At 57.0% G+C, this 26,801-nt stretch carries 20 protein-coding genes; all 20 read right to left on the bottom strand.

Annotated features, from left to right (window positions below):
* The coding region (locus Q0Z71_RS08665; protein ID WP_298020986.1) for a hypothetical protein at positions 1 to 301 on the bottom strand (301 nt) is incomplete at its 3' end.
* A 203-nt stretch (positions 302 to 504) separates the two neighbouring features.
* Complete coding sequence (locus Q0Z71_RS08670; protein WP_298020989.1) at positions 505 to 3,585, bottom strand: hypothetical protein; 3,081 nt, start codon at positions 3,583 to 3,585, stop codon at positions 505 to 507.
* Positions 3,586 to 3,615: 30 nt separating this feature from the next.
* Positions 3,616 to 3,822 (bottom strand): hypothetical protein, encoded by a 207-nt coding sequence (locus Q0Z71_RS08675; RefSeq protein WP_298020992.1) that lies wholly within the window; start codon positions 3,820 to 3,822, stop codon positions 3,616 to 3,618.
* 13 nt (positions 3,823 to 3,835) lie between these two features.
* Positions 3,836 to 5,920: a hypothetical protein gene (locus Q0Z71_RS08680; protein ID WP_298020995.1), complete on the bottom strand. Its 2,085-nt coding sequence runs from the start codon at positions 5,918 to 5,920 to the stop codon at positions 3,836 to 3,838.
* 18 nt (positions 5,921 to 5,938) lie between these two features.
* On the bottom strand, positions 5,939 to 10,840 hold the full coding sequence (locus Q0Z71_RS08685) for a phage tail tape measure protein (protein ID WP_298020997.1): 4,902 nt from the start codon (positions 10,838 to 10,840) through the stop codon (positions 5,939 to 5,941).
* Positions 10,841 to 10,856: 16 nt separating this feature from the next.
* Positions 10,857 to 11,312, bottom strand: a complete 456-nt coding sequence (locus Q0Z71_RS08690) for a hypothetical protein (RefSeq protein WP_298021000.1) — start codon at positions 11,310 to 11,312, stop codon at positions 10,857 to 10,859.
* A gap of 202 nt (positions 11,313 to 11,514) precedes the next feature.
* Entirely contained in the window at positions 11,515 to 12,594 is a 1,080-nt protein-coding gene (locus Q0Z71_RS08695; protein WP_298021002.1) for a hypothetical protein, read from the bottom strand.
* A gap of 82 nt (positions 12,595 to 12,676) precedes the next feature.
* Positions 12,677 to 13,492, bottom strand: coding sequence for a hypothetical protein (locus tag Q0Z71_RS08700; RefSeq protein ID WP_298021005.1), 816 nt, complete (start codon positions 13,490 to 13,492; stop codon positions 12,677 to 12,679).
* A 7-nt stretch (positions 13,493 to 13,499) separates the two neighbouring features.
* Positions 13,500 to 14,141 (bottom strand): hypothetical protein, encoded by a 642-nt coding sequence (locus tag Q0Z71_RS08705; protein ID WP_298021008.1) that lies wholly within the window; start codon positions 14,139 to 14,141, stop codon positions 13,500 to 13,502.
* Positions 14,138 to 14,842, bottom strand: coding sequence for a hypothetical protein (locus Q0Z71_RS08710; RefSeq protein ID WP_298021011.1), 705 nt, complete (start codon positions 14,840 to 14,842; stop codon positions 14,138 to 14,140). Before Q0Z71_RS08710 ends, Q0Z71_RS08705 begins: the two co-directional genes overlap by 4 nt.
* Before the next feature lie 227 nt (positions 14,843 to 15,069).
* Positions 15,070 to 16,362: a hypothetical protein gene (locus tag Q0Z71_RS08715; RefSeq protein ID WP_298021013.1), complete on the bottom strand. Its 1,293-nt coding sequence runs from the start codon at positions 16,360 to 16,362 to the stop codon at positions 15,070 to 15,072.
* Positions 16,363 to 16,447: 85 nt separating this feature from the next.
* The gene (locus tag Q0Z71_RS08720) at positions 16,448 to 17,143 is read right to left on the bottom strand and encodes a hypothetical protein (RefSeq protein WP_298021015.1); all 696 of its coding nucleotides are present in this window, start codon (positions 17,141 to 17,143) and stop codon (positions 16,448 to 16,450) included.
* A gap of 33 nt (positions 17,144 to 17,176) precedes the next feature.
* A complete protein-coding gene (locus Q0Z71_RS08725) occupies positions 17,177 to 18,088 on the bottom strand; it encodes a hypothetical protein (protein ID WP_298021018.1) in 912 nt (303 codons plus the stop codon).
* Positions 18,089 to 18,190: 102 nt separating this feature from the next.
* Positions 18,191 to 19,429 carry a hypothetical protein gene (locus tag Q0Z71_RS08730; RefSeq protein WP_298021021.1) on the bottom strand — a complete coding sequence of 413 codons (1,239 nt, stop codon included), beginning with the start codon at positions 19,427 to 19,429 and terminating at the stop codon, positions 18,191 to 18,193.
* A 29-nt stretch (positions 19,430 to 19,458) separates the two neighbouring features.
* Positions 19,459 to 20,082 carry a hypothetical protein gene (locus Q0Z71_RS08735; RefSeq protein ID WP_298021024.1) on the bottom strand — a complete coding sequence of 208 codons (624 nt, stop codon included), beginning with the start codon at positions 20,080 to 20,082 and terminating at the stop codon, positions 19,459 to 19,461.
* A gap of 31 nt (positions 20,083 to 20,113) precedes the next feature.
* The gene (locus tag Q0Z71_RS08740) at positions 20,114 to 21,481 is read right to left on the bottom strand and encodes a hypothetical protein (RefSeq protein ID WP_298021027.1); all 1,368 of its coding nucleotides are present in this window, start codon (positions 21,479 to 21,481) and stop codon (positions 20,114 to 20,116) included.
* 101 nt (positions 21,482 to 21,582) lie between these two features.
* Complete coding sequence (locus Q0Z71_RS08745) at positions 21,583 to 23,391, bottom strand: hypothetical protein (protein WP_298021031.1); 1,809 nt, start codon at positions 23,389 to 23,391, stop codon at positions 21,583 to 21,585.
* A 10-nt stretch (positions 23,392 to 23,401) separates the two neighbouring features.
* The gene (locus Q0Z71_RS08750) at positions 23,402 to 23,740 is read right to left on the bottom strand and encodes a hypothetical protein (protein WP_298021034.1); all 339 of its coding nucleotides are present in this window, start codon (positions 23,738 to 23,740) and stop codon (positions 23,402 to 23,404) included.
* A gap of 9 nt (positions 23,741 to 23,749) precedes the next feature.
* Complete coding sequence (locus Q0Z71_RS08755; protein WP_298021037.1) at positions 23,750 to 25,576, bottom strand: hypothetical protein; 1,827 nt, start codon at positions 25,574 to 25,576, stop codon at positions 23,750 to 23,752.
* A gap of 130 nt (positions 25,577 to 25,706) precedes the next feature.
* On the bottom strand, positions 25,707 to 26,801 hold the full coding sequence (locus tag Q0Z71_RS08760; protein WP_298021039.1) for a hypothetical protein: 1,095 nt from the start codon (positions 26,799 to 26,801) through the stop codon (positions 25,707 to 25,709).

The following is a 26,801-nucleotide window of genomic DNA, read 5'->3' on the forward strand; positions in this document are numbered from 1 at the left end:
GGCTAGTCGAATTATATGTGGTTCCAGCTTTTGCCTTGTTTTGAATTATAACCAACTTGGGCGAAAAATCGAACGTTAAACTGCACGGATTTGACTCCCCATAGGTGCCTGTTCCCACATAGCTGCCGGTCTGGATCTTCGCCGCTCCAGAGACGGCAGCGATTGCGGTTTTTAGTGTCTCAATATCCGTCTGGTTGGCAACGATGGACTGTCCGATTGCCAGCAGTTCGGCTGCGTCAATAGCCGGTGCGGCGTTATCCTTCCATGCGGGGCACACATACTTGTTATTAACTCTCGGCATAATGATTCCTCCTTAAAATAATAGTCAAGATCCAAAAAAAGACAGGGCTGTGCAGCGCATCATGCGCTGTACAGCCCCGATTGGCCTTCCCACCGCCCAATTGCGGCAGGGACGTTATTGATTGATGGTATTTTACCACAGCGGGGCTGAAATGACAACCCCGTTTTGCTTCTCTAAAAAATTCAGTGCGCACCATCCGCCGCTCAGCTTCCCGGCCTTTCCGTCTGTGTGGCATCCACAAAGTCCAGCACAGATGTGCAATTCACGACCATTTCTTCCGTGCCCGCCAGCGGTCTGGAAAATCCCGTCACCAGATGACGCTCCGTGGGTGCGCCCTCCTTGTCCGGCCGGCGGATCTCCACCAGGCAGTTTTCCCGGATGTGGAAGATCTGTGCGGTTCTGATTGAGACGGATTTCTGCAGCACGGTATTCCGCTTCAGCGTGTAGGCCGCGAATTCCCGGCACTGGGAGTCCGCGTAATAGCTGGGTGCGCTTTTCCGCAGAGTACGTCGGCCCAGAGAGCTGTAAATGCTCGTGTCGCTCCGCGGGTCCATATTCGTTGCCCTGCCGAAGGGGATGCTCCCATCGTCCAGCGCCTGTCCTTCAACGATGATGTCGTTGTAGACTTTGGTCATCTTGGTGGAATAAGTTGCCCCCAAAAACTGCCGCTCCGTGGGAGAAAAAGTCCACAGCACCGGCTTGGTGGTGTCCAAGATATCATCGTCTCCGGCGTCCAGCCGCAGATGTCCGGTCTGATCATAGCCAATCCATCCCACCAGCATCGTGTTCATCTCCAACATCACGTCCGCGTAGGTCCCGCCGCCGCTGTCACAGCGGTAGGTATAGGGGGATGACAGCACGGACTCGACCGTGCCGTCCTGAAGCGTCACAGTCTTTCCGTTCCAATAATCGGAGAAGATGGGCGGAACATTGTCCACAGGATATCCGTTTCCCCGGTCCAGCTTCAGCAGGGATGATATCGTCATAAGAATATTGGTCCCAAGAGGCACCTCATAGATCCCCTCCAGATTCCCAAAAAGCGTTCCGTCCAGATATGCCCATTTATCCAAAAGTTGATAGGTCACTGTCCGCTGCCCTGGCTGAAAGGTCTCTTCCGGGTCACTCACATAAAAAACGCCCTGCGGCAGATAGAATTCATCTCCGTTGGAGAGCAGTATTCCCTCCATAAGGCGGATCTGCTGCCCAAACCAGATCTTCCCCACCGCGAAATCGTAAGCGCGGTCCAGATTGCTCAGCGTCACCGTGGCCCGCCGCCTCTGCCCGTTCTGCAAATTGACTTCCAGCGTCCCCTCCTGGATAAAGGCCCGGCTCCGCGGATTCCGTTGGTTATTGTCCAGACTGAACGCCACCGAACCGTCCGGCTGAAGGAAATCCAGGCGGCACAGCTTTTGGAAGTTTCCCTGCCGCAGCATCTCCAAATAGAGTGCCCATTTCTCAGATGGCGAAAGCCTGGTCTCTATAACGGTGATCTCCGCCGTATTGCTCTGCGCGGAGCGGGATGACCCCCGCAGTGTATTGGTCGCCGCAACATAAAACCGTGTGACGCCCACAATCACAGTAGATGGTGTGTATACCGCATCCGTGGCGCCGGGAATTGCCGTAAATTCCTCGCTATTCGGCAGCGCCCTGTACCACTGGTATGTAATGGTCCCTCCGTCCGCCACGCCCGCGCTTCCGTCCATCCGAAGCGCTGCGGCGGCATAGCGGTAAGCGGACGAGCGCAGCTGTGCCGAAAACACCGGCACCTGTGCCGCCCGAATATAGAGCACTGCGGTGCTGCTGTATCCCTCCGCCGCAGAGGTCCCCACTTGGTTCACCGCTGCCGCCCGGTAAAAGAAGGTCCCCTCCGCTTCGGTCGGCGGCGTATAAGTGCCTCCAGTTGCCCCCGGGATATCCTCCCATTCCCCGGCAGATGTCCTCCTCTGCCAGCGGATAGCAACAGTTCCTCGGGCCGCTTCGGCGGCGGCATACAGCGCATCTGCCGGATCATTTTCCAAATACTCCGCGGATTCCGGATGCACGGTGAATATGGGTGCCTCCGCTCCATAAACCACAATGACTGCGCCCTCCAGCACAGCGCTTGCCGTAGAGGTGCCAACGGTATTGACCGCTGTCACAGAGTAAAGAAAGCGTCCTGCCTCTGTAGTCGGCGGGACGTATGCCGCCGACGTAGCGCCGGGGATCGCCATGCCGTTCTGATACCACTGGTAAGAAACGGTGCCCCGTTCCACCTTCGCTGTGCCGTCCAGGGCCGCCGCAGTGTCTCCGCACTCATATTCCGCGCTGGAGAGCGCTCCAACGAACACCGGCGCTTTTGCGCCGTATATCGTGATTGTGGCGGTCCCGCTCTGGGCGCTCTCCCGCATGTCTCCCACGACATTGGTTGCGACCACATAATACTGGTGGACTCCAGCCTCTGCGCTCGGTGGGCTGAAAAGGGCCTCCGTCGCTCCCGGGATGGCCTGTCCATCTTCATACCACTGATAAGTGACGGTCCCGTAAGATGCCGCCGCTGTCCCGTTCAGCGCCGCCGTCACATCTCCGCAGTCATATGCGGCGTCTTGCAGCTCCGCAGCAAAGGCAGGGACCTCCGCCACATAGACCGTGATGATTGCAGCCTCGGATATGGATGCGGCGGAGTCGATGCCCACCCGGTTTTCCGCCGCACAGCGGTAGTGCGTAACGCCTCCCTCATCGGTAGGCGGCAGATATTCCAGGCCGTCAGCCCCGGCGATATCCTCCCAGGTCTCCCCGTCCGCAGACTTCTGCCACTGGTAGACGATTGTGCCATAGGGTGCCGAAGCCTCCACCGACAGCTCCGTGGCCGCCGTGTCCCGGATATACCCGGCGGAAACCGGCTGTCTGGAAAACACAGGGGCCGCCGCACCCACAACATTGATCTCGGCTGTCTCACTGGTGGCACTTGCCTGATACAACGTATTTTCCGCCACCGGATTCAGGTCTCCCGCCGGATATAGGGAATCCGCCGGTGTCAGGCCATTGGGATACCCATTGGTGTTGGTCACAATGACCCGGTAATAGGAAACACCGACGGTCTCCGATCCCGGAACATATGCCGCGCCGTCAGCCCCGGCGATATCCTCCCAGGTCTCCCCATCCGCCGACTTCTGCCACTGATAAGACAGGGTTCCGCCGTCGCTCACCTGGGCCGCGCTGTCCAGGGCGGGAATCGGATCTCCAATGCCATATACGCCGCCGGTCAGCGGCGTCAAAAAACTCGGACTCTGCGCGCTTGTGATCACGCCGCCTCACTCTCCTCTCTGGCGCTTAGCTCAGGGCGCTTCATTCCTCGCCGCTTCCGCTCCTTTCGTGTGCCTGCCGGAGCGTGTCTCAATTTTCTGAATATGAGGATTGCTCCGCAGAAACCGGCGGTCTCCGCAGTGATAGTATTTTCCGTCCTCAGATTTGATGCGGAACGCGCCAAAGTCCAGAACAAGCCAGCGTTCCTCCGGCTCCTGTGCTTTTCGTTTTGCTGCCATAGGCTCCTCCTTTTCAAATGTCGAACTCCGGGATGCCATCCTCCGGGGTCTGGATAATGGAAATATTCTCCGCGCTATCGGTCTCTGCCCATGGAATCTGGGCGGTGTAGGGCTGCGGTGCCTGAACGTCTCCCGCTGTCATCATGATTGCGGAGGACAGTTCCACCCGCATCAGGTTTCCCTTTCGGTCCTTTAAAAACTTTGGCCGGGTATCCGTCGACAATGCGTAAATGCTGTCCGCCAGCTCCGGTGTATCCACATAGCGGCTGTTCTCCTGGTCCACCTTACCGATCAACGCCGTCAGCGTCCCGCTGCGGTAATTGGCGCTGTCCCGCTGGATCATGGGATACCGGGTGAAGTTCTTCAATATTCCCGGAGCGCTGTTGTTGCTGACGGTCCCGGACTCCACATTGTTTCGGAACACAAACTCGTCCTCCACATGGAAAATTCCGTTTTCATCCTCCCTGCACACCAGCAGCGTCCAATTCCAAAACGCTGGGCGGACCTCAGCTGAATAGAGCGGGGCGGAAATAAAGGTGTTTTCACCCTGGGGGAACAAATAGTATTGGTATGCCGTCTGGTTTTTGAATCCATAGTCCAAAAAGCGGGTTGTTGTCAGCGGCAGGTCCAGCAGGTGCGTCAGCTTGGCCTTTCCGACCTCCTGTCTGTAAAGCCCCACGCCTTTAATGGGCTCGCTGGCGGACCGAAGGTTTCCCGCGTCCAGCTGATGTTTGAAATCCGCCAGCATCCAGGTGTTGTCTCCAAATTCCGGCTCAAAGGACAGCTCTCCCATCATCCGCTCTATAACTTCCGGTGCGAAAGTCCCCTTTTCCACCCATAGATATTCACACACCTGCGGTCCGATCAGCTGTACGCCCGTGATTGGGAACTGTTCCATCTCTATCGGTCCGTCAAAGCGGAATGCCGTCAGCACGCCTGGGTCCGGGTACAGCGTTGGGGCCGGATAAAGCCCCGGAGCCGGATAAAGTCCATAGCACATGCGGTCCAACCGGAGATAAACGGCGTTCGGTGTCAGCGCAATGAGCCAGATGTCTTTCTCCTGCAGGGCGTAGTCTAAGTGGAATACAGCTTCGCCATTTACCCGGATGAAAAAGCCGCTGTCCGCCGCGTTGATCTCCAGCACCGTTCCCTGTCCAGACAGCCGGAGCAGCGTGCAGTTCGTCACCGTTAAAACGCCCTTCCATGCAATGCTCCACGGCGGATCAAACCGCATGGGCATCCCATTTTCCTTGTCCCATGTCACGGTGGCCCCCTCCGGCAAGGTCAGCTGCCCATCTGCAATGGCGTAGTCGCCGGAGGCCGTTCCCGTGATATAGCGGATGGCCGCCCAGGAGACGAGCAGACAGTCCTGCATGGAGGTCCTGCATACCTGTATCACACCCTCCAGGTCGGAAAGGCTGTACAAAACGCTGAAAGCGGTCCAGCCCGTGTCTGCCTGGATGCCGTTCTCCGTTTCACAGATGCAGCGCACCGTGTATGTATTTCCCGTAAAGAATCCGTCGTAGGTGCACCGCACATCCTCCGTTCCATAGATGTTGCCTGTGTCCTTCAGGGGCGTGCTCTCCTGTCCGCTCTCCGCGATCATCCAGCGGAACCAGTTCAGCGTGTCCCCCTCTTTTTGTGTATACTCCGCCTCAAATGTGTGTTTCCTCGCCTCCATAGGGACGGGGATCTCCTTTAACCGCAGTTCCGGTTCCGACCGGGTGTTAAAATACGCGGGCTGGAGCTGTTCCACATAATCGGAGGCGGACCACCACGCTTTGATCTTCAGCTTATAGCCATTTGCATACCCATTGGCGAGCCTTGACAATTCCGCCGCTTTGATCACAGCGGTATATCTCTGCTTGGCGCCATTGCAGTCTGTTCCGAAGAACGGTTCATCAAGCACGATTTTCCCGCTGTCATACACCTTTGAGGATGCCGTGGTGTTTTGCTGAATGATGATCTGGTAGGCTGTCATGGCAGAGGATCCGTCCACCTGCCATGTGACCTCCATATCCTTCTTCACATCCACTGTTCCATTGCCCAGCCCGGAAAAGGAGGACGGTGTGATGTCTGTCGGTCTGTAAAGTGCCATTGCTTTCTCCTCCTTCTCTTAGTTGCTTTCTGTGTGGATGGGCAGGACGGAAAGTATCCTGGAAAGCGGCTGATCCGCCATGTCATTTCCCACTTTGATTCCGTTTATGAAATAGTTGACATCGTGCCTGTCCGTGGTCGATACGCTCCCCGGCACCGCGTTCTGCGCACCTCTCCGGTCCACCGTTCCAAACAGCAGCCCCAGGGATTTTGTAAAGCTGATGAACTTCTCATTGCTGCCGGGGTCCAGGACCTTTCGCGTGGTCTCCGGCCCAAGGACGATTTCATCCTCCGTGGTGTCCTTCACCATCACGCCAAGGCCCTTCGCCACGCCGCCGGAGTCATAGGCTTTTACAGCTTTTCTCGCGTATCCATGCTCATTGTAGGTAATGGAATAGCTGCCCTTTGTCACGGTTTTTCCCGCGTTGGAAGTATCCCGGGACATATCCGGCCGGACCGAGGCTTTTTTTGCGGCGGTCTCGCCCTTTCCGCTGCCGCTTCCGGCGGTCCCGATTTCATCCCGGTCCCCTTTTCCAGATCCACCGGCGGCGGCATAGGCGTCCATGATCTTGTCCCAGGCGTCCTTTTGGCTGGTGCCGCGGTCATCTCCCTGGGCAGCCACCTTGTCACCCCTGCGCTCCCACAGTTCCTGCGCCGCGTCAAGATCACCGCTGGATGCCGCTTTCAGCGCCTCGGCCAAATAATCGGTGTTGGCGTTATATGAGCTGCCGAAGCTGTACCCGCCGTCAAGCCCTCCGGTGCCGCCTCCATCCGCCCCGGCGCCTATCCCGGAAATTCCCGTCTGGGACCCTGTGGCTCCGCCGATATACTGGGCCAGTCCGTCCAGCATCTCCGTCACGCTGTTGACGGCCTCCTGCATGGCGGGTGCACCGTTTTCGTTGATGTCCGCCAGGATCTCCGCGATATCCCGGGACGGCTCCGCAATGGAATCCTTAATGGCCTCCCACTCCGCTTCAAAGGCGTCATATTCCTGATTGATGCGCTCCTTCTCCGCTTCCAGACTGTCAATAACAGCATTGTAGGCCAGTTCCTGTTCAAATTCCTTAAGCTCGTCCTCGGCCTTGTCCAGTGCGTCCTGTGCGGACTGGACCGCGGACCTGTCCGCCACCCATTCCCAGCTTCCGTCCGCCTGGATCTGGCGCACGGTCCGCTCATTCTGTGCATTCAGCAGTTCCTTCCGGGCCTTTTCCACCGCAAGCCGCTTTTCTTCCAGCGTCAGAAGGTCGTCCTCTTCCTCTTTGGCCTTCTTCAGCCCGTCGATCTGCTCGTCAATGGCGTCTATCTGCTCATCCCGGGCGTCCTTGGCCTTAGCCAGGATATCGTCAACGTAGTCCTCCAGCTCTTCCCAGGCTTTTTTCTGCGCCTCCGCCTGTTCTTCCAAAAGATCGTTGATCTCATTGGTGATCTTCCAGTGCTCGGTGGAAAGGGCATTGATATCCGCCTGGTCTCCGCCGATGGACCGCAGATACTCCGCCTGGGCGTGAAGGCCAGCCTGGATTTCCCGCATCTTGGCGATCTGGGCCTCAGTGGAATCCCCCCGCTCCTTCATTAAAGAGAGTTCCGACTTCCGCAGGGAAACAACATCCTTCAGCTGTTCCAGCTCTTTATCCGTCTTGGAACCGCCGGAACCACTCGAAGAACCATTTCGTCGCAGGGTACTCTCGACTGCGGCATAGGTGTCCAAATTGCTTTGCGCCGAGTCGATAGCCGATAACGCGCTCTGCGCTCCCAACATCAAGGACTCGTACTTTTTAACACTGCTATCCTGATTTGCCATCTGTCGGCCAATTGCATCGTCTCCATAGACCGACATAGCGTCAGCACGCGCTTCATTTACCTTTAACGAGTATAATTGCAGCAGTGCCGCGATCTGTTCTCGAATACTGGCAGTTGTCCTTTTAAACCCAGCTTCTTTGGCGTCTTCGGAGTCTATCAGCGCATTTGCCGCACTTTCCGCCTCATTGTAAGCCAGAGAGTACTGCGCCTTTTGTGCTGTCAAATAGTCCTCAAGTGCTCCAGTTGTCAGTTTATACCCATCGGCGGTCTCAACCAGATATCCCATTAAATCTGGATATTTGCTCAGCAAAGTATCCAACGTGGAAGCGGAGATATATCCGGTCTCGTTGGTCTCTTCCTGCGCAGTTTTGAGGAGGTCATAGCGGTCCTTCAGGGTGTCCAAAATGGACGCGGCATCCGCTTTGGCCGCCGTGTTGTCCTGCGTAGCCTTGGTATTGCTCTCGGTTTCCGCTGTCAGTTTCCCAACTGCCCCAACCAATTCGTCATACTGATTGATGGACTCGTTCTGAGCATCTGAAAGGTCAAATCCGGCCTTTTTTGCTTCCCGCAGATATTCGATATATTCAGACGCGTCGACCAGCATTTTTTGCAGGCCCTTACGGTATTCTTCGAGCGAAACCTGCCCGTCCTGATACTCCTGCTGCAGATCCGCCCATGTTTCTTTGAACCGGTCGAGAGCGTCAATGTCAGCTGTTGTCCACCCGCTTTGGTACTCCCCCTGTTCATCGTAGTAGGAATCACTGACCCATATTTCTCTGCCAGTTCCCTGTACTTCGTTAAACTTGTTCCACTCTTTCTGCTTTGCAAGGTTCAGTTCTTCTTCTCTGGCAGCAACCTCGGCCTCCAATACTGTCAAACGTGCCCGCTCGGCCTCCGTCAGCTCGTCTATGCGCTTTTTCAGGTCTGCATATTCGGAATCTTCGCTTGTGAGGTCATTATACGCTGATTGTAAATCCTTAACGACTTCTTTTTGTTCTTCAAAAGAGACTGTAACTGCATCAATGAGTTTAGGCAGTCCGAAAATCAACAGGCCACCAGCAGCCGCCCAGAAAAGCGGGGATGCAAGTAATGTTGTGTTGAGCACCAGCATGGCGGAATTCAGCAGTCCGGCGCCGGCAGCGGTCTCAGCAAAAATCAGGCTCAGCGCTGCCCATGCGCGGCTGGCCGCTGCAGCGCCTTTCAAGGCTCCAACTATTTTCACCAGTGCCACAAGCACAGCCACCAGCTCCGCCGCTTCCACGGCGGTATGCACAAATCCGTTATCTGCCAGATTCAGCATCGCAGTGCCGATATCCAGCAGTGTCTTGATAGCGTCCTCAATTCCAAATTCAGCGACAAACTTGGTCCACGCCGCGCTCAGCTGGTTCAGTTTGGCCTCCCAGCTGTTCAGGTAGATATCAAACTCCTGATCCGCGCTGCCGGCGGCATTGGCAAAATCCGTTCGCATGGACTCGAACATGTCCCAATTCTGGATCAGCGCCAGCAGTTGGTTGCTGCGCAGCTTCCCGCCCAGGTCCTGGATCAGGTCGTTCAGCTCCGCCTCAGAGATCACATCCGCTTCCCATTGCGCGGCCATATCCCCGATGACCGCCATGGGGTCCCGCAGCTTTTCAACGCCGTCCACGGTCTCCCTCGTGGCGATATTGAACTTTTCCAGGGCGGTGGCCATGGCCTGGATCTCCTCCGCCGTCCAGGTCTCGTCGCTGTCCTCGTCCAGTGTGATCTGCGTATTGCCCAGGATATTCAGATAAATGGCCCGCAGTGCCCGGGCCGCCTCGGTGCCGGAGCGCTGTGTCACTGCCGTAATGGTGCCGATGGCCGCCGCCAGGTCCCCCACGTCTGTGTGGGCGGACTTGGCAACACTGGATACGATGCCCATGCCCTCGGCGATCTTCTGCACGCTGGTGGCATATTTGTTGCCCAACTCATTGGCGCCGTCCAAAACCGCGCCCAGCTTCTCCACGCTTCCGGCGTATTGGTAGGCCGCGTCCACCGAGAGCAGGAACTGGTTTGCCGTCTCCTTGTCCACATCGCCGACCACCTGCGTCTTTAGGGCCAACTGCCCCAAAGATGCGGATAGATCAGAATAGCCCGCCTTGGCAAACTCCGACACGGAGTTCAGATAGTTGGACGCCGTAGAGCCATAAGCCGCCGCCACATCATAGGCGGAGGCCGCCAGCCTCTGCATTTCCTCCGCGGTGTAGTTGGTCACTTTCTGGATCGTCACCAGCTCCGTGTCCACATTTTTCAGCTCGTCTACCGCTTTTTTAAAGGCCCGGACCGGGGTATATACCAGTGTTGTCAATGCCGCCCACTTGGCGATCTTCGTCACCAGATTTCCGAAGGTGTCGCCCATATGCGTGGCCGACGTGTCCACGGAGGTCACGCCTTTCTCCAGCTGATAGGTCGCACCGGTGGCCCGGTTCACCGCATATGTATAATTCTGAAAACTGCCGTCGGAGTTCTTCACGGTGGCGGTATATCGCTGGAAGGAATCCCCCGCCACGCTGATCACGCCCTCAGCTTTCACTGTGGCGTTCTGCATACCCTCCATGGACTGGATATACCGTGTAAAGCCCGCAGTCCCCTGGGTCAGTCTGACATCTACGGTCCCGATCTGCGTTCCCAGGCTGGCCAGTGCCGCCTGGTGACGTGCGGCAGCTCTCTCGGCGGCTGCCGCTTGGCGGTTTGCTGCATCCGCTTCCCGATTTGCCCGCGTTTCTGCCGCTGCCGCCATCTTCTCTGCCAGCAGCTGACGCTGCTGCTCAATCTGAATAACCCTGGTTTCAGCCTGATGGCTTTTTTCATGCTGGGCGGATGCCTTTGCCCATTCAGCTGATTCCTTCGCAACAGCCTGTGCGGTCCTTTCATGTTGGGCCGCCAGTTTTGCTTCCTCCTGAGCTGCCTTAGCGCTCTCTCCCGCCAGTTTTGTCAGATTTTTCAGTGCGGAGAGCGTGTTCTTATTGAGATTCTCCAGTCCAGCCATATCGACCTTAACAGATATGACTTTTCCACTGAGTTGTTTGATGATAGTATCCAACCGGTTCAGTGTGTTTAAGGAGCCGCCTTCGTCTAAACTGACCTTCAATATCACATTTTCCATTCTCGATCAGCCCTCCTTAAAGCTCCTGCACGTCATACCCCAACGCCCGCAGCCCTGCCGCCAGTTCTCGCTCTGCGGTCCCACTTTCAACGACCGCTTCCTCTGTCTCTCCATTGAACGGCCTTGCCCCCGGAGAGAAATAGTCATAGCCGCTCCCCGACTCGATTACCGGTGTCAGAAGGCGGTCTCCGGCTCCCGGCGGCCTCCAGTATCCAGCGTCTTTTGTAAGGTTCTCCACGGTCAGCGTCATCTTTCCGCTGTCGACAGAAGCTTCATAGTTTTCAATGTCACCCATACCGCCGTCATCGAAGCGGCGAACGTATACCCTTGGCTCATAGGCCTCATACACCTTTTCATAGACCTGTTCCCGCATCGTTCTTTTCACGGCCGGCGCCACATGGGTCAGCAATACTTGATCCACATCGCCAATCAGCTTCGCCCTCCAGCGTGCGTATTCATCCAAGAGCCCCATGCGGCACCTCTCTTTCACGTGAAACTTCCTCTGTGTGGCGCACAGGAAAGCCCTGTTGGTTTTCCTCTACGCCGCATCAAAATGAGAAAAAGGGCTGATATCCCCGAAGGAATATCAGCCCCGATTGGCCTTCCCGCCGCCCAATTGCGGCAGGGCATCTATTGTATTTCCCCAACTCGAACGTTCAAGCGGCCATGACATCTCAGGCAACGCTGACATTGCAGGTGGTGGAGAATTCCCTGCCGTCTGCCGTCAGCTTGATAATCAGCTCCGTATCCCCGACGGCCTTGCCGGTGATAACGCCCGCCGCGCTGACCTCCGCCGTATTGGTGTCCACGATTTGATAGGTCAGTTTGGTATAGTCAGGCTGAATCAGCTGGTCATTGTCCATCACCAGCTTCACAGGGCACTGGACCGTCGCGTTGACGCCGACATTGATTCCGCCGCCGATCACGACAAGGCCCGCCACGCCCTGCATATCTCCGCTGACGGGCACCAGCACCTGATAGGCCAGTTTCGGCTGTGCCGCAGTGCTGCCGCAGTCCAGGCCGTTTCCACACGCCTCGTCATAGCTCAGCGCCGTGCCGTCCATAACGGTGGTGGCAGGGTTCGTCTGGTCTCCGGTGGTGGAGACGTTGCCGCCGAACTGCATTCTGGGGATGGTGGTGTACAGGTATCCGTACAGGCTTCCCATCATGGCATCGGGCGCACCGTCCTTGGTGTAAACAGGCATCTTCATCATCCAGCGCACCACAGAGGGGGCAAACATGGTGTTTACGGCCATCCACTTCGCATCCGGCATGTGGTAGTAATAATGGACACAGTATTTTACACCGTCCTCAGCTGCAAATCCCTGCACTTCCCGGGTCTTGGGGTCAATGGTATATCCCTTACCGCTCTTGTTGATGCGGCACTCGATGTTGCAGCTGCCATAGGGTGCGCAGGGCTCCTGGCTAACGGTCAGCTTGCCTCCCTGCGCCTCCACAACTTCATCGATCTCCGTGATGCCGTTGTAGGCCACATTGGTTCCAACCTGCAATGCTCTCCCCTCCAGGGAGAAATCCGCGGCTGTGGCCTTCACATCCAGTTTGGAGGTGTCCGGGATCTGGATGACCGTGGGATTGCCGATTCCGGCGTGGATATCGCCCAGATTGACGCTGGACTCCACACCGCTGGTTTGGAGTTTGTTGGAATAGTAGAGGACATCGCCAGTCTTGATGTCAAAGGCATACGCCTCATAGGTTCCCTTCACAAACAGGTTTTGGTTGTTCAGATTTACCATTTCTTGATTCACTCCTCTTGATTTAATAATTTGTGGGGCAAAATGCCGGAATACTTACCTAATTGGGTTTTACAAAACCTTTTTAAGCCCGTGTCTCCACTGCGCCGCCCACCTGCCGCTGATACTGGCTCATGGGAATAAGCGCGGCGGAAAGTCCCCGCTTCCGGTTGAACTTCCAGGAGGGCCACGGGTTTCCCTTCGGATATTTTGCGCCGCTGGCCATCGCCAGATAGGCAAGCTGATAGCCGATCCCGCGGTCAATGGCCTCCTGCATCTTGGAAAACCTGCGGACCGGCCAATCCAGGATCTCCGTTTCGGAAATGCCGCTCTGGAAGGCCACCGCATACACCAGGTCCTCGAAATTCAGGTCCAGGTCCGCGCTGTTGGCGGCCGCGATCTCTCTTTCCGCCGCCTCCAGCTCCGCGTTGTGCGCCTCGTTGGGAAGCTCCAGCCCGTTCATCTCCGCCAGCAGGGGGCGGAGCGTGTCAAACGCCTTGGGGGCCATTTTCATCATCGTCTGCCCTTGGCGGACTTCCACGGCGGCCAGTCTGCTCTGGTCCTTTGCATCCACATAAATGCGAAAGGGCAGCATCGCCCGGCCCTGGCCATTCATCTGCTCCGGCAGCCGCAGCGCCAGTGCAAGAAATTTCATGGCCCTGGCAAACAGGCCCGGCTTCTCGCCTCCATGTGCCATGCAGTCGGCATCCAGAGCAAACAGCGCTTCCAGATAGCGCATCCCAGCATATTTTGCGGGAAGCGTCTGCTGGGACAGGACGATTCCCTCTTTGGCGTCATTGAATTCCAGAAACTTTGACACCGTTATTGGATACAGCGTGAAGCCGTTCCACTCGATTGGGTCTCCCCTGAGAATGGCTTCGCTGGTATTCCCCTTTGTCATATGTGCCTCACTCCATCCAGGAAAGACCCATCACCAGGGCCCTGCCGATGTTCGTTCCCCGGTCTCCGACAGCCAGGGAACCGCAATCTCCATGGGCCTGCCGGTTGAAGTACACCGTGCCCATGCCGTCGATATTCACGCCGTTCAGCGCCTCGATGACGCACTGTTCCATGGCAAACACCCGGGACATGGCCGCTCCCGCCGTCTGCTCGCTGGACACTGAGGTCAGGATATCAAAGTGGACGGCCAGCGCGATATTATGGGTGTTCACCGGCGTGGTCCTCCCCATGTAAACCAGCAGACGGGTTTGGGCGTCCGTCTGGCTCTGCGCCACATAGGACTGCGGATACAGACGGTATCCTCTTTTCGTCGGCGGCCTGGCCGCGTTCTTCGGGTCAAAGAGGATGGACAGTTTCTCTTCCGTGGTGGGAGCCAGCTCCCGGAGCGGGTCCGCCGTATCCCAGAAGAGATATTTCATCAGCCGGCATCTGGGATAGGCATTGTCATCCGGCGGGACATATCCGGGAAGCGGCAGGTCCATCAAGTACTGCACCAGCTTCCGCGGCACATTTTCCACGCCCCGCAGCCGCGGCGCCTCAATGGTCCGCTCATAGGGATATGTGGGGGAAACACCCGCGCCGCAGGTCATACCTTCCCTCCAAACTTCTCCATAGCGGTCTCATTCATCCGCTTTTCCACCGCCTTGCGCTTTGCGCCCTTCACCGCCAGTTCCACGGCCTCCCGCGTCACCTTGTCCTGCAGCTCCGTGGTTTTGTGCGCCAGGGCGTCCGCCTGTTTCAAAGCGTTCTCAATGGTCTTCGGGTCTGTCTGCTGGGAGAACATCGCGGTCATCCGGCTGCACAGGTCATTACGGATATTCAGCAGATTGTGAATCTCCAGCCCCAGGCGCCGTTCAAAATCCTTGTAGTCCGCCAGCAGTTCAAAAATCCTGTTTCGTACCTCCGTGTCCTTGCAGGATGCCTTCATCCGCTCCAACTGTGTCATGATGTGGCGGTAACGGTCATAGTCGTTGGCCGCCAGCTTCATTTCCCCGTTGGGGTCATACTGACTGGTGATGTCCGGCATCTTCAGGTAGAAGTAAAGCAGAACAAACGTGGAGCACAGCGTCCGCTCCAAGGCGGACTCCTGGTCCATATCCGGCACTGGGATCAGCGTCGGTTCGATATCCTCCCCGTCTCCTCCCACCGGAACCGCAATGCGAACCTTCTCGATGCACGCTGGAGCCATCACCTGTACGATTGCTGTTTTATCCATGATCGGCAGATAGGTTTCTGCCCGCCGGATATCCTCCTCTGTGATCGTCACATTTCCTACATAATTGACAGCCATAATCTTTCTCCTTTCGGTTTTTAATGGCGTTCTGCTTCTGTGCGCATCTTGCACCCTCCGGCTCCGCCGGTATGCTCATACCGGCCGCCTTTGCTGCAAAACTGCTGAAACGCGCAATACGGGGGCTTCCCCGCTTCCATCATCTTCAGGCACCGTATCGCAGCGGCGCCGCCCTGTCGGATGGCGTATGGACATGCCTCCATTCTGATCTCCCTCTTTTCTGAAATTCAGAATCCCCGCAGTGTGATCTCTGTGGTAACGCTGTGCGCTCCGCTCTCCGCCGTGATCTCCAGCGGCGTGCGGCTTGGGAACAGGCACCGCAGCGTGATGCTGCCAAAGCCCGGAATGATCTCATAACAGCTGGGGTCCGGGCCTTTCACGTGAAACTCCACCGGGTCATTGACCGGCACGCCATCCTCAAATACCGCCGCCCGCAGTGTCAGATCCTGATACTGCGCCAGTTCCGCCGGCACGGTGTCCAAAAACGCAATGTGCGGCACATTCCGGTCAGCCTCGACCTCCATCACAGTGGTCTGAAAGATATCCGGGTTCTGAGCAAGCCGGCAGGTGATCACCGCCGTGCCTGGGCCGATTGCCTGGACCCTCCCAGTCTCATCCACCGTCAGCACATCAAAGTCACTGCTCTCCCAAAGGTAACTGGCCGGACGTTCCGGTGCCATGCCGCAGCGCAGGGAGTCCGCTGTCAGCTGGGCAGTGCCGCCCTCCGCCAGCCGCCGGGGGCCGGATACCGTGATTTCCCAGGAAAACGCCTTTCCTTCGGCAATTCCCCGCTCCATATCGTCATTCTCCGTCGGCTCCTGCCGGTAGATGGTGAAGTAGAGGATTCCCACAGAGTCCGGATTATCGGTGAAATCCCGGGCGGAATCGTTTAATCCCGCCACCGTGTATGCGCTGCTGCCCAGGATCATCCGGGTATTCTCCCGCAGGTCCCGGCTCAGGTCATCCCTGCCCATCAGACAGTTGTTGTAGTGCTGGGCGATCAGGGTATACTGCTGTGTCTGGTTGTCGTTGGCTTTGGTCGCCAGCTTATCCCGGACAAATGGCACATATACGGGATTTCCGTAATAGTCCAGTTTCCCCCACACCGCGTCACACTGTCGGATGATGCCGCTGACCATCACACCGCCGATATTGGCGGGGTTTACGGACAGCCAGCAGCTTCCGGCAAACCAGAGCTTTGCCCCTCTGGGCAGTTCTTCCACCGTCGGGTCCTCAAAGTAGACTGTTTTCCAACCGTCATACATGTTGGCGCCAACCACGGCGTTGGTGATGATATCGGCCACACGGATGCGATACCATTTTTTCTCCATGGGATGCTCCCGGTCCATACCCTGGATCTCAGCCTCATAGAAATTATGGGCATACCTGGCCCGGTCCGCCACATACCGCCGCGTCTCGGCGGCGAAATATGGTTTCAGGCGTCCGCCGGACATTCTGTCCGTGCGTCCTCCCCCGGGGGCCATGCAGATACCATTTTTCAGATAATCATGGATGTCCAACTCTCTCGCCTCCGATGTGAACTCGTGCATATCATGTGGGGACATGCGGCAGTATTCCCGCTTAATTTTCAGGAAAAGCGGGCTTTCATCTCCGCCGGAAATGCTGGTTTCGGGGCACCACATTGCGGTACGCCAGATTCTGTGCATACCGAATCATGGTGTCGTTCAGTTCGCTGGTCAGGAATCTTAGGCGCTCCGTGTCCGCCCTGGTGCGGTTTGCCTCACTGCCCATGTCAGAGGACTTGTCCTTCACCTTGGGCACCCGGCTCAGCCAGTCCCCGGCAAATCTCCCCTCCCAAACCAGTTGGATGCACATCCCCAGGATGTTCTTCTCCTCCATGGAGAGTTCCCGATGGAATGTGCCGTCGGTGTAGAAGTCCATGGATATCCTGGTGTAGCTGTCGATGCCGCTCGGCAGTGTCACCCGCCCGGTCAGGGCATCGTACCGGCAGCCCTCCAATGGGACCGCCACCGGGTTTTCAAATTTGTCCCTCCCGATGACCGCGGCGCCGAACACCTCAAATTCCAGTTTCCCGGTCTCCACAGTTTCGCCGTCCATGCCCTTTGCCTGGTACTCAAAGCTGTCATATACCGGCTCCACGCATCTCAGCCACTCCTGCTCCTCTGCCGGTCGGCTGAATCGTGGGATGGCGTTTTTCATATAGAGAGACATCTTGCGGAAGAAGAGGGCGGGGTTTGCCTCCATCTCCTCTGTCAGCCGGATATCGTTGATCTTCGTAAGGCCATAATCCACAATGACCTCCGCCCATGAAGTTCCCATGCCGCTCCCTCCTCTCTGCGCTGTGATATAGCCTTAATCCCGTTCCTCCATGGCATTCATTTCCCGAATGATCGGGGTAAACATCCCCCGGCGGCCGCCGCGCTTGGAAAGCTCATTCAGCGCCACGATCAGATCCCTGTCGTTTGCCCTGTGGTCGCCCTTCTGATATGCGCTCAAAAACCGGCTGGCAACCATCTCCTGGTGGCTCTGGCACAGTCTCGGGAAAATGGCGATCAGGTCCCTGCCAAGGTCCAGCAGCTTCGTAAAGGCCCGCTGGTCCAGCAGTTCTCCCTCTCGGTAATTCACGCCATACATCTCGCGCTCGTCATCATCCAGACCGGACAGGACGATCAGTTTCCGGCTGTCCAGCAAATACCGCACCTGCTCCGTCAAAAAGCGGCTCCACTCCGATTTTGGCACGGTCACATATCCGGTCTTTCCCGTCACCTGACCATACATGCCGCCGGGGCCAAATACAGCAACGTTGTCATCGGCGCACTCGCTCTGGAAGCGCATCGCCACCTTCTCCGTGTCGGCCATCACCTGCACCACCTGGGGCCGCCGGTCCGCCAGCTCCTCACGCATCTGGCGCACCATGGCTTCCAGTTCAGCAACGCGGCCGTCTGTCTCCGGCTTTTGGCCGGGAGACTCCGTTTTGCCGTTCTCCGCTGGTTCCGCTCCAGGCGCCCCGGTCTGCTCCGCCTCCGGTTCCTCGCCGGAGGCCCCGGTCTGCGTCTCCTCCGGCTCCCCACCGGACACCGTGGTCTGCTTTTCCTCCAGTTCCACGGCATTTACCTCTGTATGCTCCGCAGGGCGCTCACTTTCACTCAGCTCCGGCGAATCATCTGCAAGGCCCACTTTTTCATCCGGCATAACACCCTCTGTCAGAACTACGCCAGAATCCTTTTTCACCTCGTCAGCGGGGTTCTTTTTCGGTCTTCCCATGATTTTTGTCTCCTTTCGGTTTTCAATCATTCTCTCAGGGCCACCTGATGCATGGGGAGGGCGGGGCGCCGCCCTCCCCAAAGCATATAAAGTGGTTTCAGTTTACACGCCATGCATTACGGCCATTTTGTCAGCAAACACCGGCACAGCCGCCATGGAGGCGACCACGGTAATGTCAATGGTCATGTCGGCGGTCTTGGATGCCTCCATCTCAATGGTGATGGGCGTTCCCTCCTCAAAGCCCAGATAGACGGGCTTCCGGGCGCCTGCTCCGGCGAAATACACGGTGTTGCTGTCGATCAGCGGCGTCACGCTGGTGTGCTGGGTGCCGGGGACCACCACATTGTTGATGGGCATCAGGCGGGCGCCGCCGGTCTCGCCGATGTAGCCGTACCGGGCGTACTCCACGCCCAGCAGCTCGGTCAGGGCCGCGTCCAGGTTCACGGAAGCGGCGTTCACGTTTCCGCTGGGCAGCATCCGGCTCAGGGGCTCGATATCGCCGATGGCGATCACATCCTGGAAGCCTGTCACCATCCGCACCTTCTTCACCGCTTTCACCACGTTGGCGGTGGAGTAGGTGTCGAACTGCATTCCAGAGGGGATGATCCCGGCATTCTCGTCAATGCCCGCATTCATGGCCTTGTACCACAGGGCCACCACTTTGTTGTAAAGTCCGGCGTAGATGCTGTTCAGCAGGGCGCCGATGTCCGCGTTATTGCCCACCAGCTGATACCATTTGATGGATACAGCGGCGGTGCGGGGCGTCGGATTCAGTGTCACGGGCTTCACATAGCCGCGGTTCTTGGGCTTGCTGTGGCTGGCGCCCCAGCTGTCCTCCTCAAACACAAAGAGGCTGGCGGGCTGAATGTCAATCTCATAGGTCTTTCCCATGGGAACATTGACCGTCTGGCACAGCCAGCCCAGCGCATTGGACATGAAGGTGGGAAGCATGGGCGTCACCATATCCCGGATCAGGCCGGACATCACTTTCAGGAAGGTGCCGTCCTGCATGTACTTGCGCTGATTCCGCATGAAGTCCTCGTAGGTTGCAGGCGGGATCTCTCCGCTGTTGCCGGCGGCAATCTTGGCGGCAAACAGGCACATCTTTTGCTGCAGGTTCCGGTTGGTCATGGCATAGGTGTTGTCATCCAGACGGCAGGTATAATCCGCCGCCCGTTTTTCAGCCAAACGCATGGCGTTCATGCCGCGCCCCGCCTTCTCCACGGCCAGAAGACGGCCGCAGGCCACAATCGCGGCGCGGCTCTGGTCACCGCTGTTCTCTGCGGCGTTCACGGAAAAAATGCTGGGGTTCAGGCTGCTCAGTCTCAAAATTTCAGACATTGTTTGTCACTCCTCTCTCAATTTCCGTCTCAGGGGTTATCAGGATCTGCCGTTCCGCTGGAAGCGGCGCCCATAGCCACACAGGCCACCACATCCACATAGCCAAAGCTGGCCCGGTTGCCCTCCTCAAAGCTCCCGGTATCCACCAGTTTGAAATACGGCACGCCATTTCCGGTGGGCGCGGCAGCCGCAGGAACCATCAGACCGTCAGCGATGGTAAAGAACTTGTTCTCCCCCACCTCACCGGCGGCATTGCCAACACCGAAACGGTAGGTATGAACGCCGTCAAAGAAAATGCGGGTGTAAGTAACAGTCTCTCCCTCGGCGGCTTCCAGCCCCAGGGTCTCCGGGCCGATCTTCCGCACCACGTCCCCCTGCATCATCTGACTGACGTTGTGGGTGTTGCAGGCAAAGATCGGCACATTCACAAGGTCTCCGGCTCCAGCGGCCTGCATGTACCAGCTGCCCTGGTTCTTCAGGTGGTCCTCATAGCCCTCACAGGGCAGGTTCTCTCCCTGCTTCACCAGGAACCCAGCGGGGCAGATCTCCGGCTTGCCGTCCTTATTCAGGAAAACGCCGGTGACATTTGCCAGTGCGTCAAAGGGGCTGTTGGTGATCCGCTCCTCAAAAGCGGTCTTTTGGATTTTCGCCATAACTCATTCACTCCTTCTCAAAATTGCTCTCTCAGTTGTTGATGCTGCTCAGCAGGGCATCAATGCCGTCGGGCTCCTGCTGTCCACCCAGATTCTTCTGCTCCCAGATGAATCCGGCCTTCTGGCTGGACTTGCGCAGCTCGTCCAGCTTTGTCTGGGCCTCGCCCACGGCGGCCATCAGGCGGGTAACGGCCTCTTTGTCTCCGGTCCAGTTGCCGGATGCATCTACGCAGGCATTGAACCTGCCGGCCTTGCAGTCGGCCACAATGGTGTCGGCCACCTTGGAATCGATCTTCTCACTCTCTCCGCGGTTGGCGTTCACAGCCAGCAGTCTGGACTTTACCGCTTCCTCGGCGGCCAGTGCCCGGCGGCTGTTCTCCTGGTTCTGCATGGCGGTAATGGTGCTCTTCGCCGTGTTCAGTTCGCTGTTTGCCTGTGTCAGGCCCGCCTGGGCAGCGCTCAGCTGGGCGGACAGGGTGGTAAACATGTCGCCGGTGTCCACTGTCAGTGCGGTCCCATCCTCAAACTGATGCGTGGCGGACAGACAGACGGGTTTCACCCGGTCCGCATACACATGTTCCATAGGATCATCCTCAGAGAACTGATATGTGCAGACGGTTCCATCCTCGGCCAGCAGCAGCACATGGCGGCCGGTTTCGCAGCAGCTGAGAACACGGTATCCCTCAAACAGTTTGCCGAGCTTTTCCAGCAGTTTCTTGTTCATAGGTCTCTTCACTCCTTCTTTGACTTTTGTTTGCGGCTTTTCCAATGCGGCCGCACGGAGCTTCGCGGTCTCAAACTCCTGCTCCATGGCGGCCAGCGCACGGATGTGCGCATTTGGCACAGCGGGGTCCACCCGGTCGCCCAGGATAGTCACACCAATTCCGGTCCAGGTGTTGTAGATCTCTCTTTCTCCCTCGGTCTCGGTGGTCTCCTGGTAGGTGTTGGTCTCAGCGGACACATCCATGCGGCCCTGCTCCGCGATCTTGTCCACCAATTCCTTTGCGTAAAAGCGCCAGAGTTTTCCCCGCGCTGTAACCCATTGATATCCGTTCTTCTCCTGGACAAACACGTCATCGGGATTCTCGGAAATGGAACCGACGATGCGCTCCGCCGTATTCCCCATAAAACTGAAATACGCTTCGCCCTTGCTGTCCCGCCGTTTTTCCATGTTGTGGCTGTCGCCCACCTGCCCAAGCACATAGGCGCACAGGATCGGGCAGCCCACAAATGTATGGGCATATGTCTCCAGATTGCGGAACTCCCACGTTCCGTTCTGCACAGGCCCGGACCGCAGAATATCGATCTCCACGTTGTAGTTCTTATAGCTGTCCTGACCCAGCACCCGCAGATGACAGCCAAATGTCCGTCCATGCAGGATTTCTTCCTTCTCACCCATTCATTTCACCTCCAAAAAGATAAAGGGGCAGAGTGATCCCCTCACTCTGCCCCGATTGGCCTTCCCGCCGCCCAATTGCGGCAGGGCATGTTCCTTCATTTTTATGCGTCCTTGGCATCCTCTGTTCCATCGGACACCACATTCTCCATCGCCGTCTCAGGCCGCCCCCCCTCCTTCTGTTCCAGGGGCGGGGCCTCCGTTCCCGCCGTTTTCTGCTTCACTGGCGGCAGGTCCGGGTCCTTTTTGCTCATGTTGAACGCCGACACCAGCGGCAGTCGCAGATCCATTACACCGCACTTCTCAACCACACGGCTCATGGAGATATCGTCCAGCGTGGAGCGCTCCATCAGCGCGTTGTAAACGAACAGGTCCGGCAGCATCCCGGATGCCATGGTTTTCTGCACCTGCGCCAGCATCTTCTCGTCCGACTGGATATCCCCAAACATACGGAACTTCCAGGTGTAGTCCAGATTCAGCCGCCGGTAGATACTCTCCATCATTTTGGAAAATGTCCAGTAGATGCACTGGCAGTACCGGGCCTCCAGCTTCGCCGAGAAATTCACCACGCCCGCCCGGGGATTGTCGTTGACGGGGATCAGCCCCGCCAGGCCTGATTTCTCCACGGCATAGGCATAGCCCTTGGCGGAAATGTCTGTGGCGCTGGGGGCTTCCGCCAGCTGGTGCAGTTTCATGTTCTCCACGGGTGCCGTGAAGAAACCGATGCCGCTGGTGTTGGTTGCCGCCAGCATGTCATACCAGTAGGCCTCAAACATCAGCCGCCCACCCTCGCTGAGCATGTATTTGTCCTCCAGGTCTTTCGCGTCGGTCGATTTCTGATACGGGATCTCGCCAGTCATCACAGACACCAATGGGTTTTGCACCAACTCCAGCTGCACCTGCTCATACTGAGCGATCTGCAGCATAGCTAGAAACAGCCCCGTCATGATGGGCGCCGCGTTGGCGTTAGTATCATCCACGCCAAAGGTCCACACCCGGTCCGGCGGCAGCGTCACCCAATATGCCCAGCGTCCGTTCTGCACATAGCAGTCCGGTTTTCCCGGTGCGCCCTTTGCTGCCAGCGAGCGGAATTTCTTCATATCGAGCCCCACCTGGCGGCCATCCGCCGTCCGGTTCCCAACGCCGAACAGAATATGTTCGCCATAGGCGTTCTTTACCGTCGGCTCCGTGGTCAATATGCTGTTAAAATCATCCAAATACGGTGTCAGCAGGTCGCCAAACTGCTCCGCTGTCACGCCTGGGCGAAATAGATAGAACAGATTGAAAGCCACGGTGTAGCCGCTCTCACTGTTCATCCCCACGATTTTGATCCAGTCGCTGGGCAGCGGCTCTACAAAGGCGGCGTTCACCTGGTTGTGGCTCTTGTCCACCTCTATGCGGGGAGTATAGCACACTTTTCCTTCCTGGATGGCCCGCCCCGCGATCTCATGGGCCTTGGCGCTTGGTTGGATGGCGTCGTTCAGCTTCTCCACAAGCGCCCACTCCCGCCGCAGCTCCTTCTTCCCCGCATCCCCGGCTTCCAAATAGGAAGGATAGGCATAGTAGCGGTATGTCATGATGTCCGTATAGGTCTTGCGTATCTTCAAAAGCGGATACGCTGTGCTTTCCAGGGCGTGGGAGACCTGTCTGAGCGGCAATTCATTCTCCCCAGGAGCACGAATCATCTGTGCTACCTGATTTTTGGAATAGTCCGCCGGCATAGAGTTGATGGCCTTTACTCTCCGGTTCTGGATGTAAGGGTCCGCTGTGAAGTTCTCACGGATCCTGCCGGAGGAGGCACGGACATAAGCCGCCATGATATTTTCCATCGGCATATCGCCAAAGGTTTTTGATAAGCTCCGAAAGCGCTGATACAACGCCCGGTAGCCTTTTCCGCCGCTCTCGATCCTCATTCCAAACTCCTTATGCCGGTGCTTCCGCTCCCAGTTTTTCACGTTCCGCCATCAATTCCCGTTCAAACGCATCCACAAAAGACTCCATGCCTGCCGCTGCTGTCTGCTCATGCTTTTCGGCAAACGCCCGCATGATAGAGAGATTGCATTCCCGCAGCCACTCCGTTTCTTTTTCAGAGAGCCGAATATCCGGTGCGACCGCCTTCACACCCTCCGGCATTTTCCGCCATGGTCTCCGGTAAATCAGGATATGTGTGGGAGTGACCATGAAAAAGCGCTCCCGCTCCGCTCTTTGCAGTCCTTCCTGAGACACCTTCATGGCATACAGCTTATAACGGATTTTCTTCATATCCGCACCTCAATCATCCTGTATCCGGCCGCCCCGATACCCAATCGTCCGGGATACCGGCAGATTTCTTTTTCCGGCAATTCCACGCTGATACTGCTCTATTTTCCCGGCCCAGCTGGATTTCTTTTTGGCGGCGTCCCTCTGCATTTTATATTCCAGTATCTGCGCCAGCCGCAGGCCGTATTTGGTGCAGGACCACATATCGCGGTTGATGTTTTTGCTGATGCGCTCCTCCCGCCAGGAGGTGCCGGACAGTTTCTTCTTCAGGTTTCCGATCTGGTCCAGCATTTCCTTTGTCTTCGCATAGGGAATGGCGATCTTTCCATCATCAGAGCTGTCCTTGATGCCATGGTGCCGCTTGTATGCCTCCACGCCCTTGTAGATGTCCGTGGTCAGCAGCCACACGTTGCCATGCTCAAATTCCAGTTCCGCGTACCGCAGCATTTCACTGTCCGGGTCGTGAACGCCGTCATTTCCCGGTGTCGCCTTAATGGGATAGATGACCGGCAGGGCACCGTCCAATTCCAGCTCCGTGTAGAACTTGTGGTCGTAACAGCACAGCGGCGGCAGTCCATCGTGCAGATCCTTCATCAGGTCCTCCACCACAGCCTTGCCATACTGCCATCCGTCGATCACCAGATAGGTCCCTGCGCCGCCCTCCATGCAGTAATCCTGCCATTTCCGCTTCAGATAGATAGCCTGCTCCATGTGTCCCTTCGGCCTCATGTCCTCCACATACACGATCTTCTTCAAATACCGGTCTCGTTTCAAAAACTCTTTCTGGGGAGTCAGTTTGACAACAGACAGCGCACACTTGGCGTTCTTGGCGCCGTCCTCATAGGAAACGTCATAGTCGACGATATAAATGGCCTCCGGATCACCGCAGTGGTGGGTTTCCATCACCGTCAGCTTTTTCGCCTCGGTCAGCACGCTGTCCCGTATGACCGGATTCTCCGACGTACCGGTGTAATTTGACTCCATCTCCCGCTGCCACACTTCCGGCGTCAGTTTTCTGCGCAGGTCTTCCGCCCAGCTCCAGTCCCGGATACCGGACAGCAGGGCCACCTGATATGGGTAGTCCACCGCAAAAGCGTTTCCACCGGCCGCCATATCGGCCAGAATATCCAGGCGGTATTGAAAGGTCTTGTTCTGCTGGGTGCAGGCGCTGGTGATATAGGCTTTCTTAAAATCTATGTGAAGCGGGTCCCGCATTTTGCTGACCCGGTGGGTAAGCCGTACCGCCGGCAGAACGACCGCGGCGAAGGTCACATGGTCAAATGCCTTGCCCTTCTCCTCCTGGCCCACCTCCTCCGCCAGCACGGCGCTGCAATTGTCTCCGCGCATAGCCGCCACGGAAAATACGCTTCCATAATCGCTGCGCATTTCAAAGTTTTCCTTGGAATCCGATGTGACCCGGTAATGCTCCGCCAGCAAAGGATAGTTCTTTGCAATCTGCTTATATGTTTGAGAGGCAATAGGGGCCAGCTGGTTCAGCGCCGGTCCAAAGTAGCGCATCACCTCTCCGGGCCACAGGATGCCGTCCAGATACTTGCTGGATGTCGCGATATAGGTCTTGCTGGTTCCCCGGCTTCCGGTGATAAACGTCTCTTTGTATCTGGCAAGTATTCGCAGGTTCATCCGCTGGATCAGCGCCAGTTCAAAATCGGCGTTGTCATCCTCCAGCAGGTCAAGAAGCGCATCAGGATACCAGCGCCAGTAGGAGATCAGAAGCGCCCAGCTCTCGCCGTCATCCCGCTCTTCATATTTGATCTCTTCCGTGGTCTTTTCCTTCACCCATCGCCGTGCGGTGGGGGACCACTTATATCCTCTTGGCATTGCGTTTCTGCAAGTCTGCTCCGCCCCGTTTTCCGCTGCCGCGGAAAGCCGTGCACGCTTCCTTGCTCCTCCTTTTCAACTGTGGGAATTCAGCTCCTATTCTCAGGCGGTTTTGGAGCTTTATGCAGGCCTATGGTCCTGCTGCTCCAGGTTCCCCCCGTTCCCTGTCCGAAAGGGGGAACAGCCCCAGTTTTGCCTTGATGTCCCTCTCCCACTGCGGGGCTTCCTCCTCAAACTCCCCAGACATGGCATCAAACCGCATCGTCTCCGGTAATTCCGTCTCGATCCCAAGCCCCATATTTTTCCGCATGGTGTTATTGATGCACAGCAGCATCTGGTCTGCGGCATCCTTGGAGTGGGGGTAATGCGGACGCTCTCCCTGAAGCTTTTTCAGCAATTCCGAATATCCCAGCAGTTTTCCGTTTTTCAGAAATCCCTGCTTTTCCAACTTGTCCACAATGGTGTCGACCCGCAGGTCTTCCACTGGCTTCTCGTCTTTTCGCCGCATCAGATTACTGGCCTTGATGGTTTCTGCTATGTCCAAATATTTTTTGGCATTGGCGGCACTGTCTTTAGAGTTACAGGATAGCTCTATGGAATACCGCAGCAGATTTTTGCAGATCTCCCGCAGATTGTATTCCATCATGGCGTCAATGCCCGCCGCCTCATAGGGCTTACTCTGGATAGCATACAGCCGGTCCAGCTCCGTATACTGCTCCGACGTAAATCCATCTATCGTTCCCCACACCTTGCGCTGGCGCTGGCTCCCCTGCTGGGTATCCCGGATATTCTTTTCCAGCTGGATTGCCTTTGCCACCTCGCCGCTGGACAGATCTCCGCCAAACAGTTTCAGGATATCCACGATTCCGTCAAAAAACGTGGAGGGTTCTCCGTTGTCCTGTTCCAGGCGGCCGCTCCGCCGCAGGTTCTCCAGATAGGCCAGCCAGGGTGTGGAGACATCATCCATATTGGGGATCTCCAGGGGGGCCATAGGGATGTTGAATGCCACACAGCAATAAAACAGTGCCAGGTGCGGCGTGGTCTTTTGGGCCAGCTCCTCAAAATAGCTCTCCTGGCAGTCCCTGCAGTAATGGACAAAGCGGGTGTCCTTGTACCAGTCCTCTGCCGCAGGCACCCCTGTAAACTCGTCCAGTTCTTTCCCGCAGTTTACACAGGTGATGACCGCGCTTTCCTGCTGTCCAATTGTCCGAGAACTTCCAGTCAT

Origin of the sequence: uncultured Dysosmobacter sp., assembly GCF_947631635.1 — a bacterium.
Lineage (GTDB): Bacteria > Bacillota > Clostridia > Oscillospirales > Oscillospiraceae > Oscillibacter.

Bases quoted from the DNA above. Each gene is read 5' to 3' on its own strand.
- Q0Z71_RS08700 (WP_298021005.1), bottom strand. From the start codon at position 13,492: ATGACAAAGGGGAATACCAGCGAAGCCATTCTCAGGGGAGACCCAATC.
- Q0Z71_RS08740 (WP_298021027.1), bottom strand. From the start codon at position 21,481: ATGGGTGAGAAGGAAGAAATCCTGCATGGACGGACATTTGGCTGTCAT.
- Q0Z71_RS08735 (WP_298021024.1), bottom strand. From the start codon at position 20,082: ATGGCGAAAATCCAAAAGACCGCTTTTGAGGAGCGGATCACCAACAGC.
- Q0Z71_RS08685 (WP_298020997.1), bottom strand. From the start codon at position 10,840: ATGGAAAATGTGATATTGAAGGTCAGTTTAGACGAAGGCGGCTCCTTA.
- Q0Z71_RS08720 (WP_298021015.1), bottom strand. From the start codon at position 17,143: ATGGGAACTTCATGGGCGGAGGTCATTGTGGATTATGGCCTTACGAAG.
- Q0Z71_RS08750 (WP_298021034.1), bottom strand. From the start codon at position 23,740: ATGAAGAAAATCCGTTATAAGCTGTATGCCATGAAGGTGTCTCAGGAA.
- Q0Z71_RS08680 (WP_298020995.1), bottom strand. From the start codon at position 5,920: ATGGCACTTTACAGACCGACAGACATCACACCGTCCTCCTTTTCCGGG.
- Q0Z71_RS08725 (WP_298021018.1), bottom strand. From the start codon at position 18,088: ATGGGAAGACCGAAAAAGAACCCCGCTGACGAGGTGAAAAAGGATTCT.
- Q0Z71_RS08675 (WP_298020992.1), bottom strand. From the start codon at position 3,822: ATGGCAGCAAAACGAAAAGCACAGGAGCCGGAGGAACGCTGGCTTGTT.
- Q0Z71_RS08710 (WP_298021011.1), bottom strand. From the start codon at position 14,842: ATGGCTGTCAATTATGTAGGAAATGTGACGATCACAGAGGAGGATATC.
- Q0Z71_RS08745 (WP_298021031.1), bottom strand. From the start codon at position 23,391: ATGAGGATCGAGAGCGGCGGAAAAGGCTACCGGGCGTTGTATCAGCGC.
- Q0Z71_RS08705 (WP_298021008.1), bottom strand. From the start codon at position 14,141: ATGACCTGCGGCGCGGGTGTTTCCCCCACATATCCCTATGAGCGGACC.
- Q0Z71_RS08755 (WP_298021037.1), bottom strand. From the start codon at position 25,576: ATGCCAAGAGGATATAAGTGGTCCCCCACCGCACGGCGATGGGTGAAG.
- Q0Z71_RS08760 (WP_298021039.1), bottom strand. From the start codon at position 26,801: ATGACTGGAAGTTCTCGGACAATTGGACAGCAGGAAAGCGCGGTCATC.
- Q0Z71_RS08690 (WP_298021000.1), bottom strand. From the start codon at position 11,312: ATGGGGCTCTTGGATGAATACGCACGCTGGAGGGCGAAGCTGATTGGC.
- Q0Z71_RS08730 (WP_298021021.1), bottom strand. From the start codon at position 19,429: ATGTCTGAAATTTTGAGACTGAGCAGCCTGAACCCCAGCATTTTTTCC.
- Q0Z71_RS08695 (WP_298021002.1), bottom strand. From the start codon at position 12,594: ATGGTAAATCTGAACAACCAAAACCTGTTTGTGAAGGGAACCTATGAG.